This window comes from Corynebacterium sp. 212_CJEI, from assembly GCF_001055915.1.
In the GTDB taxonomy this organism is placed as follows: domain Bacteria; phylum Actinomycetota; class Actinomycetes; order Mycobacteriales; family Mycobacteriaceae; genus Corynebacterium; species Corynebacterium jeikeium_D.
This window is the reverse complement of record NZ_JVPT01000046.1, coordinates 1-14,403: the sequence shown is the minus strand read 5'-3', so window position 1 is coordinate 14,403 and position 14,403 is coordinate 1. Positions and strand designations below refer to the sequence as shown.

General features: G+C 56.3%; 10 protein-coding genes and 1 pseudogene. 1 reads left to right on the top strand and 10 read right to left on the bottom strand.

The genetic code is table 11. The features are described from left to right. Positions 1–19: 19 nt before the first annotated feature. Positions 20–1,604: pseudogene (locus ADB02_RS04280) on the top strand (AMP-binding protein). Here the strand turns inward: ADB02_RS04280 and ADB02_RS04275 are convergent. The 10 genes from ADB02_RS04275 to ADB02_RS04230 form a co-directional block, all read right to left on the bottom strand. Next, positions 1,595–2,398 (bottom strand): aminoacyl-tRNA hydrolase, encoded by an 804-nt coding sequence (locus ADB02_RS04275; RefSeq protein WP_016422256.1) that lies wholly within the window; start codon positions 2,396–2,398, stop codon positions 1,595–1,597. The pseudogene ADB02_RS04280 and the gene ADB02_RS04275 overlap by 10 nt on opposite strands. Next, positions 2,398–3,690: a phosphoserine phosphatase SerB gene (serB, locus tag ADB02_RS04270; RefSeq protein WP_048732992.1), complete on the bottom strand. Its 1,293-nt coding sequence runs from the start codon at positions 3,688–3,690 to the stop codon at positions 2,398–2,400. Before serB ends, ADB02_RS04275 begins: the two co-directional genes overlap by 1 nt. 278 nt (positions 3,691–3,968) lie before the next feature. Then, complete coding sequence (gene ctaD / locus ADB02_RS04265; RefSeq protein WP_005511131.1) at positions 3,969–5,669, bottom strand: cytochrome c oxidase subunit I; 1,701 nt, start codon at positions 5,667–5,669, stop codon at positions 3,969–3,971. A gap of 330 nt (positions 5,670–5,999) precedes the next feature. Beyond that, positions 6,000–7,016, bottom strand: coding sequence for a class 1b ribonucleoside-diphosphate reductase subunit beta (nrdF, locus tag ADB02_RS04260; protein WP_016422253.1), 1,017 nt, complete (start codon positions 7,014–7,016; stop codon positions 6,000–6,002). A gap of 337 nt (positions 7,017–7,353) precedes the next feature. Continuing rightward, positions 7,354–8,799 (bottom strand): MFS transporter, encoded by a 1,446-nt coding sequence (locus ADB02_RS04255; protein ID WP_049189743.1) that lies wholly within the window; start codon positions 8,797–8,799, stop codon positions 7,354–7,356. A 50-nt stretch (positions 8,800–8,849) separates the two neighbouring features. Next, a complete protein-coding gene (gene deoD, locus ADB02_RS04250) occupies positions 8,850–9,575 on the bottom strand; it encodes a purine-nucleoside phosphorylase (RefSeq protein WP_016422251.1) in 726 nt (241 codons plus the stop codon). A gap of 235 nt (positions 9,576–9,810) precedes the next feature. Then, the gene (nrdE, locus tag ADB02_RS04245; protein ID WP_172620253.1) at positions 9,811–11,955 is read right to left on the bottom strand and encodes a class 1b ribonucleoside-diphosphate reductase subunit alpha; all 2,145 of its coding nucleotides are present in this window, start codon (positions 11,953–11,955) and stop codon (positions 9,811–9,813) included. A 174-nt stretch (positions 11,956–12,129) separates the two neighbouring features. After that, positions 12,130–12,552: a class Ib ribonucleoside-diphosphate reductase assembly flavoprotein NrdI gene (nrdI, locus tag ADB02_RS04240; RefSeq protein ID WP_049189742.1), complete on the bottom strand. Its 423-nt coding sequence runs from the start codon at positions 12,550–12,552 to the stop codon at positions 12,130–12,132. A gap of 85 nt (positions 12,553–12,637) precedes the next feature. Further along, a complete protein-coding gene (gene nrdH, locus ADB02_RS04235; RefSeq protein WP_005511161.1) occupies positions 12,638–12,862 on the bottom strand; it encodes a glutaredoxin-like protein NrdH in 225 nt (74 codons plus the stop codon). A gap of 555 nt (positions 12,863–13,417) precedes the next feature. Continuing rightward, positions 13,418–14,403 (bottom strand): IS30 family transposase (locus tag ADB02_RS04230; protein ID WP_049189741.1); only part of this gene is annotated, 986 nt, incomplete at its 5' end.

The window sequence follows — 14,403 nt, the reverse complement described above, 5'->3', positions numbered from 1 at the left end:
TAGAAAGGCGATTTCCTGCATGCCCCTTTCCAGCAACCTCCCCGACATCGACATCCCGGAGACCTCACTCTTTGAGTTCCTCTTCGGAGAAATTGAGCCACGTCACCAGGACAAGCTTGCAATCGTTGACTCAGGCTCCGAGGTCACCTTCGGTGATCTGAAGGCCAGCATTGAGAAGTTTGCGGGTGCGCTGGCAGCACGTGGGATTAAGAAGGGCGACGTTGTGGCTCTCCACTGCCCCAACTCGACAACCTTCGCGGTCGCTCTTCACGGTGTCCTACGCGCGGGGGCTGTCTGCACGACGGTCGCATCGCTGGCAACTGCGGAGGACATTGAAAACCAACTCCGGATGTCTGACGCGAAGATGATGCTGACGACCTCCTCAATCGGTTGGGCTGGCGCCCACGGCGCTGAGGCTGCTGGTCTGCCGGAAGAGATGATTATCGGCCTGACGGGCCTCCACGGCATGGGCGAGCTGCTTGCCGAGGGGGCACGGCGCCCCGGACGTCGACGTATCACCCGATGACGTTGCCGTGATTCCGTTTTCCTCGGGAACCACCGGTGTACCGAAGGGCGTCCAGCTCACTCACCGCAACTTGGTGGCCAACGTCGCTCAGGCGGGTGGAGCTACAGTCAACGCGCTGACCGAGGACACCCCGGCTGTCACTATCCTGCCGTTTTTCCACATCTACGGCCTGACTGCGCTGCTGAATCTGTGCCTGTGGCGCCGCACGACGCAGTACACCATGGGCAAGTTCGACCTCGTCGATTTCCTGTCCATCATCGCCGAGCACAAGGTGAAGTTCGCGTTCATCGCACCACCTGTAGCTGTGGGCCTGGCCAAGCACCCAGCTGTCGATTCCTTTGACTTGTCCAGCCTGGAGACAATCTTCTCGGGTGCCGCTTCTCTCCAACTTGACCTCGCGGAACAGGTGGAAAAGCGCCTTGACTGCGTGGTCGCACAGGGCTTCGGCATGACCGAGTCCTCGCCAGCAGCCCACATCCGCATCGGCCACGATAGTCCGCTGGACTCGATCGGTCGCGCAGTCCCCAACACTCAGTACAAGATTGTCAACCTCGACTCCGACAGCTTTGAGGAAATCCCGGTTCCCGCCGAGGGGCGCTCGGAGGCAGGTGAGCTATGGATTCATGGTCCACAGGTGATGAAGGGCTACCTCAACAACCCGAAGGCGACGGCAGAGACGCTTGTCGACGGTTGGCTGCGTACCGGCGACGTTGCGGAACTCGACGAACACGGGAATGTGTACATCGTCGACCGCTTCAAGGAACTGATTAAGTACAAGGGCTACCAGGTTCCGCCGGCCGAGCTCGAGTCCGTGCTGCTCAGCCACCCGGATATTGCCGATGCCGCCTGCAGTGGTGTCGTTCGCTCCGACGGCGAGGAGATTCCTAAGGCTTACGTCGTCATCAAGGCGGGCGAGCAGGTGACTGAAGACGAGATTATGGACTACGTCGCCGACCGCGTCGCACCGTACAAGAAGGTGCGAGCAGTCGAGTTCATGGATGAAATCCCGAAGTCGGCGACGGGCAAGATTCTGCGCAAGGATCTCAAGGCCATGGAGGCAGCACGCGCTCAGTCGTGAGTTACTGCCCCAGGGGTCACCGCCACGGTGACTGAACCGGGAGCAATCTCGGTAAACCCGGCATCCTGAACCTCAACCGCGCGGAGCTCTGGCGCTGGCCACTGCTCCCGCGGTACTTCTTTCACATCTAACGCATAACCACTTTGCGCCCACGCCCAAGCGTCCTCGACCGACAGACTGGCCGCATAGAGCATTGAGCCGTGTCCAACTTGCGCGGCCACCTTTCCTACGGACATATTCAGGTTTTTGTCCACCCAAATCACTGGCGGAGCAAAGGTGTCAGCGCTCTCATGGTCGCCCGGGGCGCCGGGAGATGTGTTCTCCGGGTCGTCGTAAGGCAAATCGGTGCCGGAAATTTGTAGTTTGGCAATCTCCGGGTAGGTTTCGTCGACAGGAGTTGGCACTAGTGCGCGAGCTTGCGCGCCGTCGACGTCCACGGTGACACCCGGTGCAAGCTGAGCGCGTTGCCAGCCGATATTGCGAGCGCGACGTGTGAGCTTGCGGATGCGCGCACCGTACCAAGACGCCAGACCTTGTTGATAGGCAGAAGTGTCATCGCCTGCGCGTTCGTCCAGGCAACAAGCAACAACAGCCATCGCGGCAGCGCGGAGCAGCGCAGTGCGCGAGGGGCGTTCCTTCTTCGGAACCTCAAGCACAATAGCCATTGCCCACGGCACATCCTCGCCGTGGTCTTCCCTATCGGGTTGCGGCAGGAGGTTATGGGCGATACGGAACCACTCCGGTACCGATGATGCGTCCGTGACAGCTGGATTCTTGTGATCCTCGCGTTGCACTACTGCTCCAACGGCACGCGGCGGAAGGTGCCATCTTCGCGGTCGGCATCGTCGATTTCATCGCGGGAAATGCCCAGCATGAACAGAATCGAGTCCATGAATGGAACGTTGACGGACGTGTCAGCGATTTCCTTTAGCGCCGGCTTGGCATTGAAAGCAATACCAAGGCCTGCGACCGACAACATATCGATGTCATTGGCCCCATCGCCGACCGCAACGGTCTGATGCATCTGAAATCCCGACTCTGCGGCGAACGTCTTGAGGCTGCGGGCCTTCTCCTGCCTATCGACGACATCGCCGACCACGCGTCCAGTCAGCTTTCCGTCCTCGACCTCGAGGGTATTCGCCTTGTAAAAGTCCAGACCGAGATCCTTTGCCAGCGGCTCCAAGATCTGGATAAAGCCACCGGAGACAGCACCACACTTGTAACCGAGGCGCTTCAGCGTGCGGATCGTGGTGCGGGCGCCTGGAGTCAGCTCGATGGAGTTAGTGACTTCCTCTAGGACGCTGACCGGCAGGCCAGCCAGAGCCTTAACTCGCTCATGCAGTGACTCGGCGAAGTCCAGCTCACCGCGCATAGCGCGCTCTGTAACCGCTGCAACCTCCGCCTCGCGACCAGCATGGGCGGCCAGCATCTCAATGACCTCACCGGTAATCAAGGTCGAGTCCACATCGAAACAAATCAAGCGCTTGGAGCGGCGCTGCAAACCAGCGCGTTCAATTGCGATGTCAATGTCCTGGTCCTGTGCAAGCTCGGCCAGTGCCTTACGCAGCGGAATGCCCGCACCCGGCTTCGGGTCCGGAATAGAGACCAGCAATTCCAGGCCAGTGACTGGGTAGTCAGCAATACCGCGAATGGAATCGATGTTTGCACCGTAATCAGCAAGAGTGCGGCCGATACGGGAAATATCCTCAGCGTTGACCGGATTGCCCAACACGACAAGTGCGTGGGTGGAGCCATCGCTGCGCTCAATCGGCGCATCCAGCTGGAAACTGACAGTCATGCCGTGAGGCTTCAGTGTTTCAATGAGTCCCTCACGGAGAACACCGACCTTTTCTTCTGTGACACCAACAAGCGCACCGAGGCTCAGATTAGAGCGGAACACCGACTGTTCCACATCCAAAATTTGAACTCCGTGGGCCGCGAGCACGCGGAAGAAAGCTGCGGAGACACCCGGGCGGTCTCGGCCAACAGCGGTAATAAGCACCGGAGCTAGTCCCGGTGCCAACGAAACCGATAGAGCATCGGTATCTACAGACTGACTGGGAGAGGTAATTACCTGTTCATTCACCAATCCAGTATCGCATGAAGCCCCGGCAGAGCGCTCATCGCATAGTGGGATTCCGCACTTCAGTGGGTGGCCAGCGACAGGCGCTAGCCATCGCCTTGCTCTCTTGCCCTTCTGGCGCTCCCTGCGCCCCCCTGCTCTTACTGCGCTCTCTTACTGCCTCTTCCCTAGGAAAGACTCTCAAAGACAAGACTAAGGCCCCATCACGGAGAACCGTGATGGGGCCTTAGCTTCGCGTAGTTATTAACTCAGAGTTGCATCAGCCATGTAGCCACTAGCTCTTAGAGCTGACGACCAACGTGGGCCTCTGCGCGCTGACGCTCAACCATGTGCGGGTAGTGCAGCTCGAACGCCGGGCGCTCCGAGCGGATGCGCGGCATCGAGGTGAAGTTGTGGCGCGGCGGCGGGCAAGAAGTAGCCCACTCGAGGGAGTTACCGTAACCCCACGGGTCATCAACAGTGACGACCTCACCGTAGCGCCAGGACTTGAAGACGTTCCAGACAAACGGGATAACAGACAGACCCAGGATGAACGCACCAACGGTGGAGATCATGTTCAGGGTGGTGAAACCGTCAGTCTCGAGGTAGTCGGCGTAACGACGCGGCATACCCTCGTTACCCAGCCAGTGCTGGACCAGGAAGGTCAGGTTGAAGCCGATGAAGGTCAGCCAGAAGTGAACCTTTGCCAGCTTCTCGTCGAGCATACGACCAGTCATCTTCGGGAACCAGAAGTAAACGCCCGAGTAGGAAGCGAAGACCAGGGTACCGAACAGGGTGTAGTGGAAGTGCGCCACGACGAAGTAAGTATCAGAGACGTGGAAGTCCAGCGGTGGGGAAGCCAGCATAATACCGGTCAAACCACCGAACAGGAAGGTCACGATGAAGCCGAGAGCGAAAGTCATCGGAGCCTCGAAGGTCATGTGGCCACGCCACATGGTGCCCATCCAGTTGATGAACTTAACACCGGTCGGGACCGAAATCAGGAAGGTCATGAACGAGAAGAACGGAAGCAGAACGCCACCGGTCACGAACATGTGGTGTGCCCACACAGCCATGGACAGACCTGCAATAGACAGGGTTGCGAAGACCATACCTGCGTAGCCGAACAGCGGCTTACGGGAAAAGACCGGAACGACCTCGGTGATGATGCCCACGAACGGCAACAGCAGGACGTAGACCTCTGGGTGACCGAAGAACCAGAACAGGTGCTGCCACAGCATTGCGCCACCGTTTGCCGGGTCGTAAATGTGACCGCCCAGCTTACGGTCGTACAAAACACCAAGAGCAGCTGCAGTCAGAATCGGGAAGATCAGCAGAGCCAGGATCGAGGTAACCAGGATGTTCCAGGTGAAGATTGGCATACGGAACATGGTCATGCCTGGTGCACGGAGGCACAGGACAGTGGTGGTCATGTTAATGGCGGAAGCGATGGTACCGACACCACCAACACCGACACCGACAATCCACAGGTCAGAACCGACACCCGGAGAGTGAATCGGGTCAGACAGCGGGGAGTACATGGTCCAACCGAAGTCAGCAGCACCACCCGGGGTCAGGAAGCCCGACAGCATCAGAATGCCACCAATGGTGGTCAGCCAGAAGCCGAAAGCGTTCAGACGCGGGAAAGCCACGTCCGGAGCACCAATCTGAAGTGGCAGAATGTAGTTAGCAAAACCCCAAACAATCGGGGTACCGAACAGAAGCAGCATCACCGTGCCGTGCATGGTGAACATCTGGTTGAACTGCTCGTTAGAAAGGAACTGAAGTCCTGGGGCGAAGAGCTCAGCACGGATAAGCAGAGCCATCAGACCGCCGACAAAGAAGAACGAGAAGGACATAATGATGTACATGATGCCCAGCTTCTTGTGGTCGGTCGTGGTCAGCATTTCCCACGCCCAGCTGCCCTTACGCTCATGTCCGAACGGCTGCGGCCGTTCCGGCGCTACAACGCCATGATCTGGACGAGGCGCTACTGCAGTCATTCTTCCTCCTTACTACGCGAAGATTTCCTGTAACTCACTACAGGGATTTTAAGTTTTGTCCTTGTGAGAATAGTGCAGGCGAGTACGCGACGGCGAACCCACCTACCGCTATGTGCCAGATTCTAGTCTGAACCTTGGAAAAAGTTAAGGCTAAGGGATTTTCCGGCTCACTTCCCCACTCAGCTAAGCACACTATTAGTTTCCTGAGAATTGTCTTAACCTGGGCTAACGCCTATTTAGCAGGAACCGTCGAGGCTAGGACTACTACCCCCGTGTGTGTGCTGTCACCAGAGTGAGGCTCGATGCGGAATGTTCCCTACACCTGTGCTTTTAGAAGTCCCAGTCCTCATCCTCGGTTACTTCAGCCTTACCCATGACGTAGGAAGAGCCGGAACCCGAGAAGAAGTCGTGGTTTTCGTCAGCATTCGGCGACAGGGCCGACAGGATCGACGGCGAAACGCGAGTCTCGTCGGCCGGGAACATACCCTCATAGCCCAAGTTGTTCAGAGCCTTGTTGCCGTTGTAACGCAAGAAACGCTTGACATCCTCGGTCCAACCGAGTTCGTCGTACATCTCTTCGGTGTACTGAATCTCGTTGTCGTAGAGATCAAACATGAGGTCGAAGGTGTAATCCTTCAGCTCGTCACGTTCGGCCTGGGTCAGACGCTCCAGGTTGCGCTGGTACTTGTAACCGATGTAGTAACCGTGAACTGCCTCATCACGAATGATTAGGCGAATAATGTCCGCGGTGTTGGTCAGCTTGGCGTGGCTGGACCAGTACATCGGCAGGTAGAAGCCCGAGTAGAACAGGAAGGACTCCAGCAAAGTGGAAGCAACCTTCTTCTTCTGCGGATTATCGCCCTCGTAGTAGTCGAGGATAATCTTGGCCTTCTTCTGCAGGTACTCATTCTCCTCGCCCCAACGGAACGCATCCTGAATCTCAGGAGTCGACGCCAGCGTCTGGAAAATCGACGAGTAGCTCTTTGCGTGCACCGATTCCATGAAGGCGATATTGGTGTACACAGCTTCCTCGTGCGGAGTCAGCGCATCTGGAATGAGTGATACTGCACCTACCGTGCCCTGGATGGTGTCCAGCATGGTCAGACCAGTGAACACGCGCATCGTGGTGCGCTGCTCCAGTGCGTTGAGCGTATTCCAGCTCTTGATGTCATTCGACAGCGGCACCTTTTCCGGCAACCAGAAGTTACCGGTCAGACGATCCCAAACCTCGAGATCCTTATCATCAGGAATCGTGTTCCAGTCAATAGCCGCAACTGGGCATGCACGCGACTCTGGATTCTTCTCACGGTGGGCCGGAGTCGAGGGTGGGCAATCATCGAAACTCACGTGGAAACCTCTCCCTTTTTCATTGATATTGCCGTTTTTCGAACACACCTTATATATAAGGAACGTCCTTCACTCTTTACGAGTTCAAACAGCGACTGCAGCGGTGGCTATTCCAGCCTTGTCCCACTACAAAACGTCAGGCTCCCGATGAAAGGAGCCACTACCCTTAGCAGCTTACCCACACCCGCATTATTAAGCACGCGGCCTAGAAGAAATCGCCCCACTTGCCGAGTCTTGTTCCCGGTGCCCCTCCCCTAACCCCACGTCACACAAAGAACAAGGTGCTTGACGACGCAATGTCCGTCGTCAAGCACCAAGCGCAAGATGTTGCGCGAACCTAGGCGTGAACCTTCTCTCGGTTTTCCGCCGTGTCGTTGATGATGCGGTCGGAGATGACGTACACCAGCAAACCTACGACAGCCATGAGCGCGAGCAACCAAGCGATGGTAGCGGAGACCCCTTCTGCTTCAGACTGCGCGATGGAGAGGGTGCTGAAGAAGGCCGGTCGAGAATCAACAAGCATGGCCGTTAACGCGATGCCAACCGGTACGGCAATGTTGATCGTCAGATTGTAGAAACCGATTGCAACACCGGACTTGGCGGCAGGAATGTTCTGCAGTGCGGTCGCGACCAACGGCGCATACATGAGCGCGAACCCTGATGGGAACAGAATCATGGAGACGATAACCGTGGCAACACCGGCCCCCGGCAGCACTGCGGGGATGAGCAACGCCACGATGATGATGCTGATAGCCGCGACAATGGCCTGCTTCGAGGGCAGGAACTTGGCAACCTTGCCAGACATTACACCGACGATGACAGCGCAGAGGTAGCCCGGCGCGAGGATATAGGCAGCACCGTCGAGGTTGATGCCATAGAGCTCGTCGACCATATACGGCAACAGAATGGCCGAATACCCCAACTGGACCATGTAAACCACGAGCACAACAATCAGCGCGCAAACGTAGCGAGCATTGGTAAAGAACGACGGGCTGACCACGGCGTTGTCATGTGTCCGGATGTGCCAGACAAAGAGCGCGACGCCCAGCGCAGCGGCAACCAGCCACCACCATTGGAACTGCTGCATGAACAGCATCACCGCAGTGGCGATGACCGCGATGAGGAACAGGCCAAAGATATCCAGGTGACTCTTCTGCTGCTGCTCCTCCGGAACTGTCTTGATCAGGAACGGAATGGCAACTATCAGAATGAGCGAAATCAGGAACATAGCCGGCCAGGAAATGTAGGTAGCCACGATTCCCGAGGTCAACGTTCCAATCAGCAGCGCGGCTTGGAAGGCCGCGGTGGAAAAGCCGAGGTAGGTTTTCTGATCTTCTGGGCTTAGGTACTTGGTGACATAGATGACGTAGAGTGTCTCAGCCGCCGCCAGGCCGGCAGTTTGAATAATGCGGGCAGTAAGCACGATTGGCCATACTCCCTGGAAGAAATAACCCAGTAGAGAGCCCACGGCGACGAAGCCGATACCGACAATCATCAATTTGCGGATACTGATGCTGTCCGCCAATGCGGCGTACACCACCGCTCCAATGCCAATCAAGATACCGGCGAGTGTCGCCTGCAGACTGGCCGTGGAGACACTGAGGTCCAGAGATTCCGCAATCGGCTTGGTCATGAACTTAAAGCCATTGTCCAAGACCAAACAGAATACAAAGGAAAACAGCAAGACCGGGACTGCGGCCTTAGGGTTTGGCGCGGCAGCCTTGGACGCTGCGCTTTCACGGGGATTCACGTTCAAGCTGGTATTGCGGGCGGGATTGCTCATCGCACTGTACCTATTTCACACTTCAAGCCAATTGATTGCGGACCAGGACACTAGAGTCGAGCCAGCGGCAATGCCAGCTCCATCATCGTCGTGAAGGCCTTCTCACGTTCTTCCGGAGTGGTCTTTCCACCGGTGACGATGTTGTCCGACACAGTGAAGATTCCCATGGCCTCCACACCGGCCTCGGCGGCGGTGGCATAAAGGCCAGCAGATTCCATCTCCACCGCCAGCACACCCATGCGTGCCCAACGGTCGTTCACATCATCCTGGAAGTTGTAGAAAATATCGCTGGACAAGATGTTGCCGACGTGTGTAGTGATGCCCTGCTCGCGGGCACGATCGCGAACATCTTCAATCAGACGGAAAGATGCGGACGGGGCGAACGTTCCCGGCAAGTTGTACTGCGATAGAAAATTGGAGTCCGTCGATGCCGTCTGGCCGATAACCACGTCATACAGGTCCAGCTCCGGCTGCAACGCGCCGCAGGAACCGACGCGAATCAGCTTCTTGCAGCCGAAAACATGGATAAGTTCCCAGGAGTACAGCGAGATAGACGGAATGCCCATACCGGATCCCATGACGGACACTTCCTGCCCCTGGTAGGTGCCGGTAAAGCCCAACATGTTGCGAACTTTGTTGAACTGAACGACATCGTCCAAATAGGTCTCCGCAATGAACTTGGCACGCAGCGGGTCACCTGGCAACAAAATGGTTTCTGCAATCGGCGCACCCTTTGGGTTGATGTGTGGAGTGCTCTTACCAGTGGTATCGGACATGGCTTCCAGCCCCTTCCCCCACTAGCCGTGGGTGAAAATTATGCGAACATTGGTGTACCACTGCCCAGGTTAATTACCTGGATTACAACCGTCAATAGTGATATTTACATTTGTTCCCAATTGGGTGGAGTGACGAAAAAGGCGCGAGAATCTCCCGGCAAAACTCGGGGAAATTCTCGCGCCTTCAATGCGCTACAACTGAAGCACTAGATGCCTAGCCCTCAAGCACGCTTGCTTAAAGCATGCAGGATACGCAACCCTCGACCTCAGTACCCTCCAGCGCAACCTGACGCAGGCGGATGTAGTACAGAGTCTTAATACCCTTGCGCCATGCGTAAATCTGCGCACGGTTGAGGTCACGAGTGCTCACCGTGTCCTTGAAGAACAAGGTCAGCGACAGTCCCTGGTCAACATACTTGGTAGCGACCGCGTAAGTGTCAATGATCTTCTCGTAGCCGATTTCGTAGGCGTCCTGGAAGTACTCACGGTTGTCATTGTCCAAGTGCGGAGCCGGATAGTATACGCGACCGATCTTGCCCTCCTTGCGAATCTCAATCTGAGATGCAATCGGGTGAATCGACGAGGTCGAGTTGTTGATGTAGGAAATCGAACCGGTCGGCGGCACTGCCTGCAGGTTACGGTTGAACAGGCCGTACTCCATGACGTCGGCCTTCAGTTGCGCCCAGTCCTCAGCGTCCGGAATGTGCGCGGTGGAGTTCTCGAAGATCTCCTTGACGTGCTGAGTCTTCGGCTGGAACTCTGCCGGATCGAAGTTATCGAAGTACTTGCCGCTGGCGTAGTCAGAGTTCTCAAAGTTGACGAACTTCTGACCGCGCTCGCGAGCAATCTTGTTGGATGCGCGCAGGACTGCGTAGAGCACTGCTGCGAAGTAGGCGTTGGTGAAGTCCAGGCCCTCTTCCGAGCCGTACATAATCTTCTCGCGGCCAAGGTAGCCGTGCAGGTTCATCTGCCCCAGGCCGATGGCGTGAGATCCGTCGTTGCCCTTGCGAATCGATGGCACCGAGTCAATAGAAGTCTGCTCACTGACCGCAGTCAGGCCACGGATGGCAGTCTCGACAGTGCGACCAAAGTCCGGCGAGTCCATGGTCATCGCAATATTCAGCGAACCGAGGTTACAGGAAATGTCCTCACCCACGTGCTCGTAGGACAGGTCCGCATTGTAGGTCGACGGGGTGTTGACCTGCAGAATCTCCGAGCAGAGGTTCGACATGTTAATGCGGCCCTCAATCGGGTTCGCGCGGTTAACCGTGTCCTCGAACATGATGTACGGGTAGCCGGACTCAAACTGAATCTCAGCGATGGTCTGGAAGAACTGACGCGCGTTGATCTTCTGCTTACGAATACGCGGGTCCTCGACCATATCCGCGTAATTCTCGGTGATGCTAATGTCCGCGAACGGCTTACCGTAGACACGCTCGACATCGTACGGGCTGAAGAGGTACATGTCGTCGTTACGCTTGGCCAGCTCGAACGTGATGTCCGGAATGACAACGCCGAGCGACAGCGACTTGATGCGAATCTTCTCGTCCGCGTTCTCACGCTTGGTATCCAGGAAGCGCATGATGTCCGGGTGGTGCGCGTGCAGGTAGACAGCGCCTGCTCCCTGGCGAGCACCCAGCTGGTTAGCGTAGGAGAAGGAGTCCTCCAGCAGCTTCATAACCGGGATGACACCGGAAGACTGATTCTCGATGTGCTTAATCGGAGCGCCCTGTTCACGCAGGTTGCTCAGCAGCAGCGCCACACCACCGCCGCGCTTGGACAGCTGCAGCGAGGAGTTGATGGCGCGGCCAATGGACTCCATGTTGTCCTCGATACGCAGCAGGAAGCAGCTCACCGGCTCGCCGCGCTGGGCCTTACCGGAGTTGAGGAATGTAGGAGTAGCAGGCTGGAAGCGTCCGGCGATGATCTCATCAACCAGGTGCTGCGCGAGCCCCAAGTCGCCGTCGGCAAGCGTAAGAGCAACCATGCACACACGGTCTTCGTAGCGCTCCAAGTAACGCTTGCCGTCGAAAGTCTTCAGCGTGTACGAGGTGTAGTACTTGTAAGCACCCAGGAAAGTCTGAAAACGGAACTTGTGGGCGTAGGCCTGCTTGAACAGCGCCTTGACGTCCTCAAATTCGTACTTCTCCAGAACCTCAGCCTCGTAGTAATGGTTCTCTACCAGGTAATCGAGCTTCTCCCGCAAGTTATGGAAGAACACAGTGTTCTGATTGACATGCTGCAAGAAGAACTGTCGCGCAGCCATGCGGTCCTTATCGAACTGAATCTTGCCGTCTTCACCGTACAGATTCAGCAGCGCATTGAGCGCGTGGTAATCCAGCTTGTCCTCGCCCACCGGCTCCGCGACCTGCTTGCCCATTTCCGACACGTTGACTCCTTTAATATTCATTTGCCTGCACAGGGTCTGTTCCAACACTGCCCAGAGCAATCCAATCTAGCTATTTTCCTCGCACACCGCTTTACGACGGCTTCCGCGAGCGTATCCATTCGGTTGTCCTCAGTGCCCCTTCCCTCGACACTGAGGCTTGCCAACTTAGGCGCTGGCTCTACCGTGGAAGAATTCCTCTAGCCCTTCTCGGACTCGCCGCACATCGTGGTCGGTTCCCATCAGCTCGAAGCGATATAGATATGGAACCTTGCACTTGTAGGAGATGACATCCCCTGCTTTACAGAAGTCCTCACCGAAGTTGAGATTGCCGGCAGCAATCACACCTCGGATGAAAGAGCGGTTGTGCTCATTATTAAGAAATTTGATGACCTGCGGAGGAACTGGCCTTGAGTTACCACCGCTGATGGAAGCGCCGCCACCATAAGTCGGGCAAATGAGGACGTAGGGCTCATCGACGATAAGCTCCGGCTCATTACGACGGATGGGAATGCGGGCATTTTTGATACCTAGCTTTTCAACAAACTTGTGTGTATTCCCCGTCGCCGAGGAGAAATACACCACCAGCATGAGAGCTTCACCCTTTACATCGCAAAACCCCCGCAATCTTCGCTTCCCGGGTGGTCAACGAAATCTGCGGAGAGGTGTGTGATTCTTACGCTGCCTGGAGAGCCTTGATGCGATCCGGACGGAAACCCGACCAGGTCTCAGTGCCAGTGTCAACGACCGGCGCCTGGAGGTGACCGAGAGCCATGACGTAGTCCCGAGCCTCATCGTCCATGGTGATGTCGACGATATCGTAGGCAATTCCAGCCTTATCGAGGGCACGAGTGGTAGCGCGGCACTGGACACATGCAGGCTTGCTGTAAACGGTAACCATGACTCTCACAAACTTTCTGGCTTTGGGTAAGACCAATGAATCGGATCGACTTCGTACAAACAACGGAAGCGGCCGAGGAATCAGCGGATTGGTTGAATGACCGAAAGCTCCCAGGGTTCATGAGAAACCGAGTACGGGTGGCAGACAGGTCCTTTTAGCTCTCCTTGGCTCGACATCGAAAACACTACACTTGGTGCCTAGAAAACTCTAGTCATACTAGATGTAGTACTCACAACCATGGTATTCCCTGTTCGGAGATCTCTGGCGCACAAGATGTTGTACACAGACGCACCACAACCTTGTAATTTCACGCTAAAAATTCTAGAAAATCGTAGAAAAACAACTATCGGTGGATTTTGGTTAAACCAATTACTGCATGACGCCCCGCAGCCGACCGCACCGATTCCAGGCGCCGCAGTGTCCCCGCCCTGCCTTTGTCCCTCCCCTACCCAACTTCGGATTCCGCAGCGATCTCAAAAATCGCGGGCTGCACATATGAACACGGGCTGCACATATGAAACTGTGCGAGTTTATGACACTTTCAAGCCGGTAGGGTCAGGCGGTCATTGCATCATGGATAACACCAGAGATTACCTCCCGGGGAGTTAACCCGTCGAGCACTACCCGCGGCCGGTTATTCAGCAATGCTTCCGCCTCGGCGACCTCTTGGTCGGTGACATCGGTAAAGTTGGTGCCTTTGGGGAAATAAAACCGGATATCCCGATTCATCCGCTCATTGCTACCTCGCTGCCACGGCGAATGCGGATCGGCGAAAAACACCTGGATATTCTCCGCGACAGAAAACTCCGTGTGTTTGGCAAACTCCACTCCCTGATCCCAGGTCAACGTCGAAATCGTGGTGTCCATCGACTCTTTGAGCCGACGAATCATCCGTACCATCACCTCATTGACACTGGCGGCAGTATGGTCAGTGCCGAGTCTGCCGAGCAGCACAAACCTGCTGCGGCGTTCCACCAACGTCGCTAAAGCACTGGTGCCATCTGCGCCAATAATCAAATCGCCTTCCCAATGACCGGGTACCGCACGATCATTGGCTTCGGCTGGGCGAAGTGAAATATTGGCATCATGAGTCCAGCGTTTTCCACGTGGCTTGGGCACCCCCGCGAGAAGCGAGCGGGGTTTACGCCCTGGCCGGGTAGTCCGGCAGGACTTTTCAAACACAAGTTCTTTGCGCAAGCTGCCTGCCCCTTGTACGTAAAGGGCCTGGTAAATCGACTCGTGGCTAATAGTCATGGACGTATTATCACCCCACAGTGCAGCCAACCTGCCACTGGCCTGACGCGGCGAGGCGCCACGGTTGAGCAGATTGACAACCTGGGCGCGCAAAAATCGATTGTCATCGAGTTTGCGCGGCTTTGGACGAGCAAGACGCCCGCGGCTGGCCTGATCAGCGTGATAGGCATCGTAGATACCATCGACGCTGTTGCGTGCGATTTCACGACTGATAGTGGATTGACTACGACAGACCATCTGGGCGATACGCCGGTGCGAATGACCTGCCCGCAGGCAATCGGCAATAA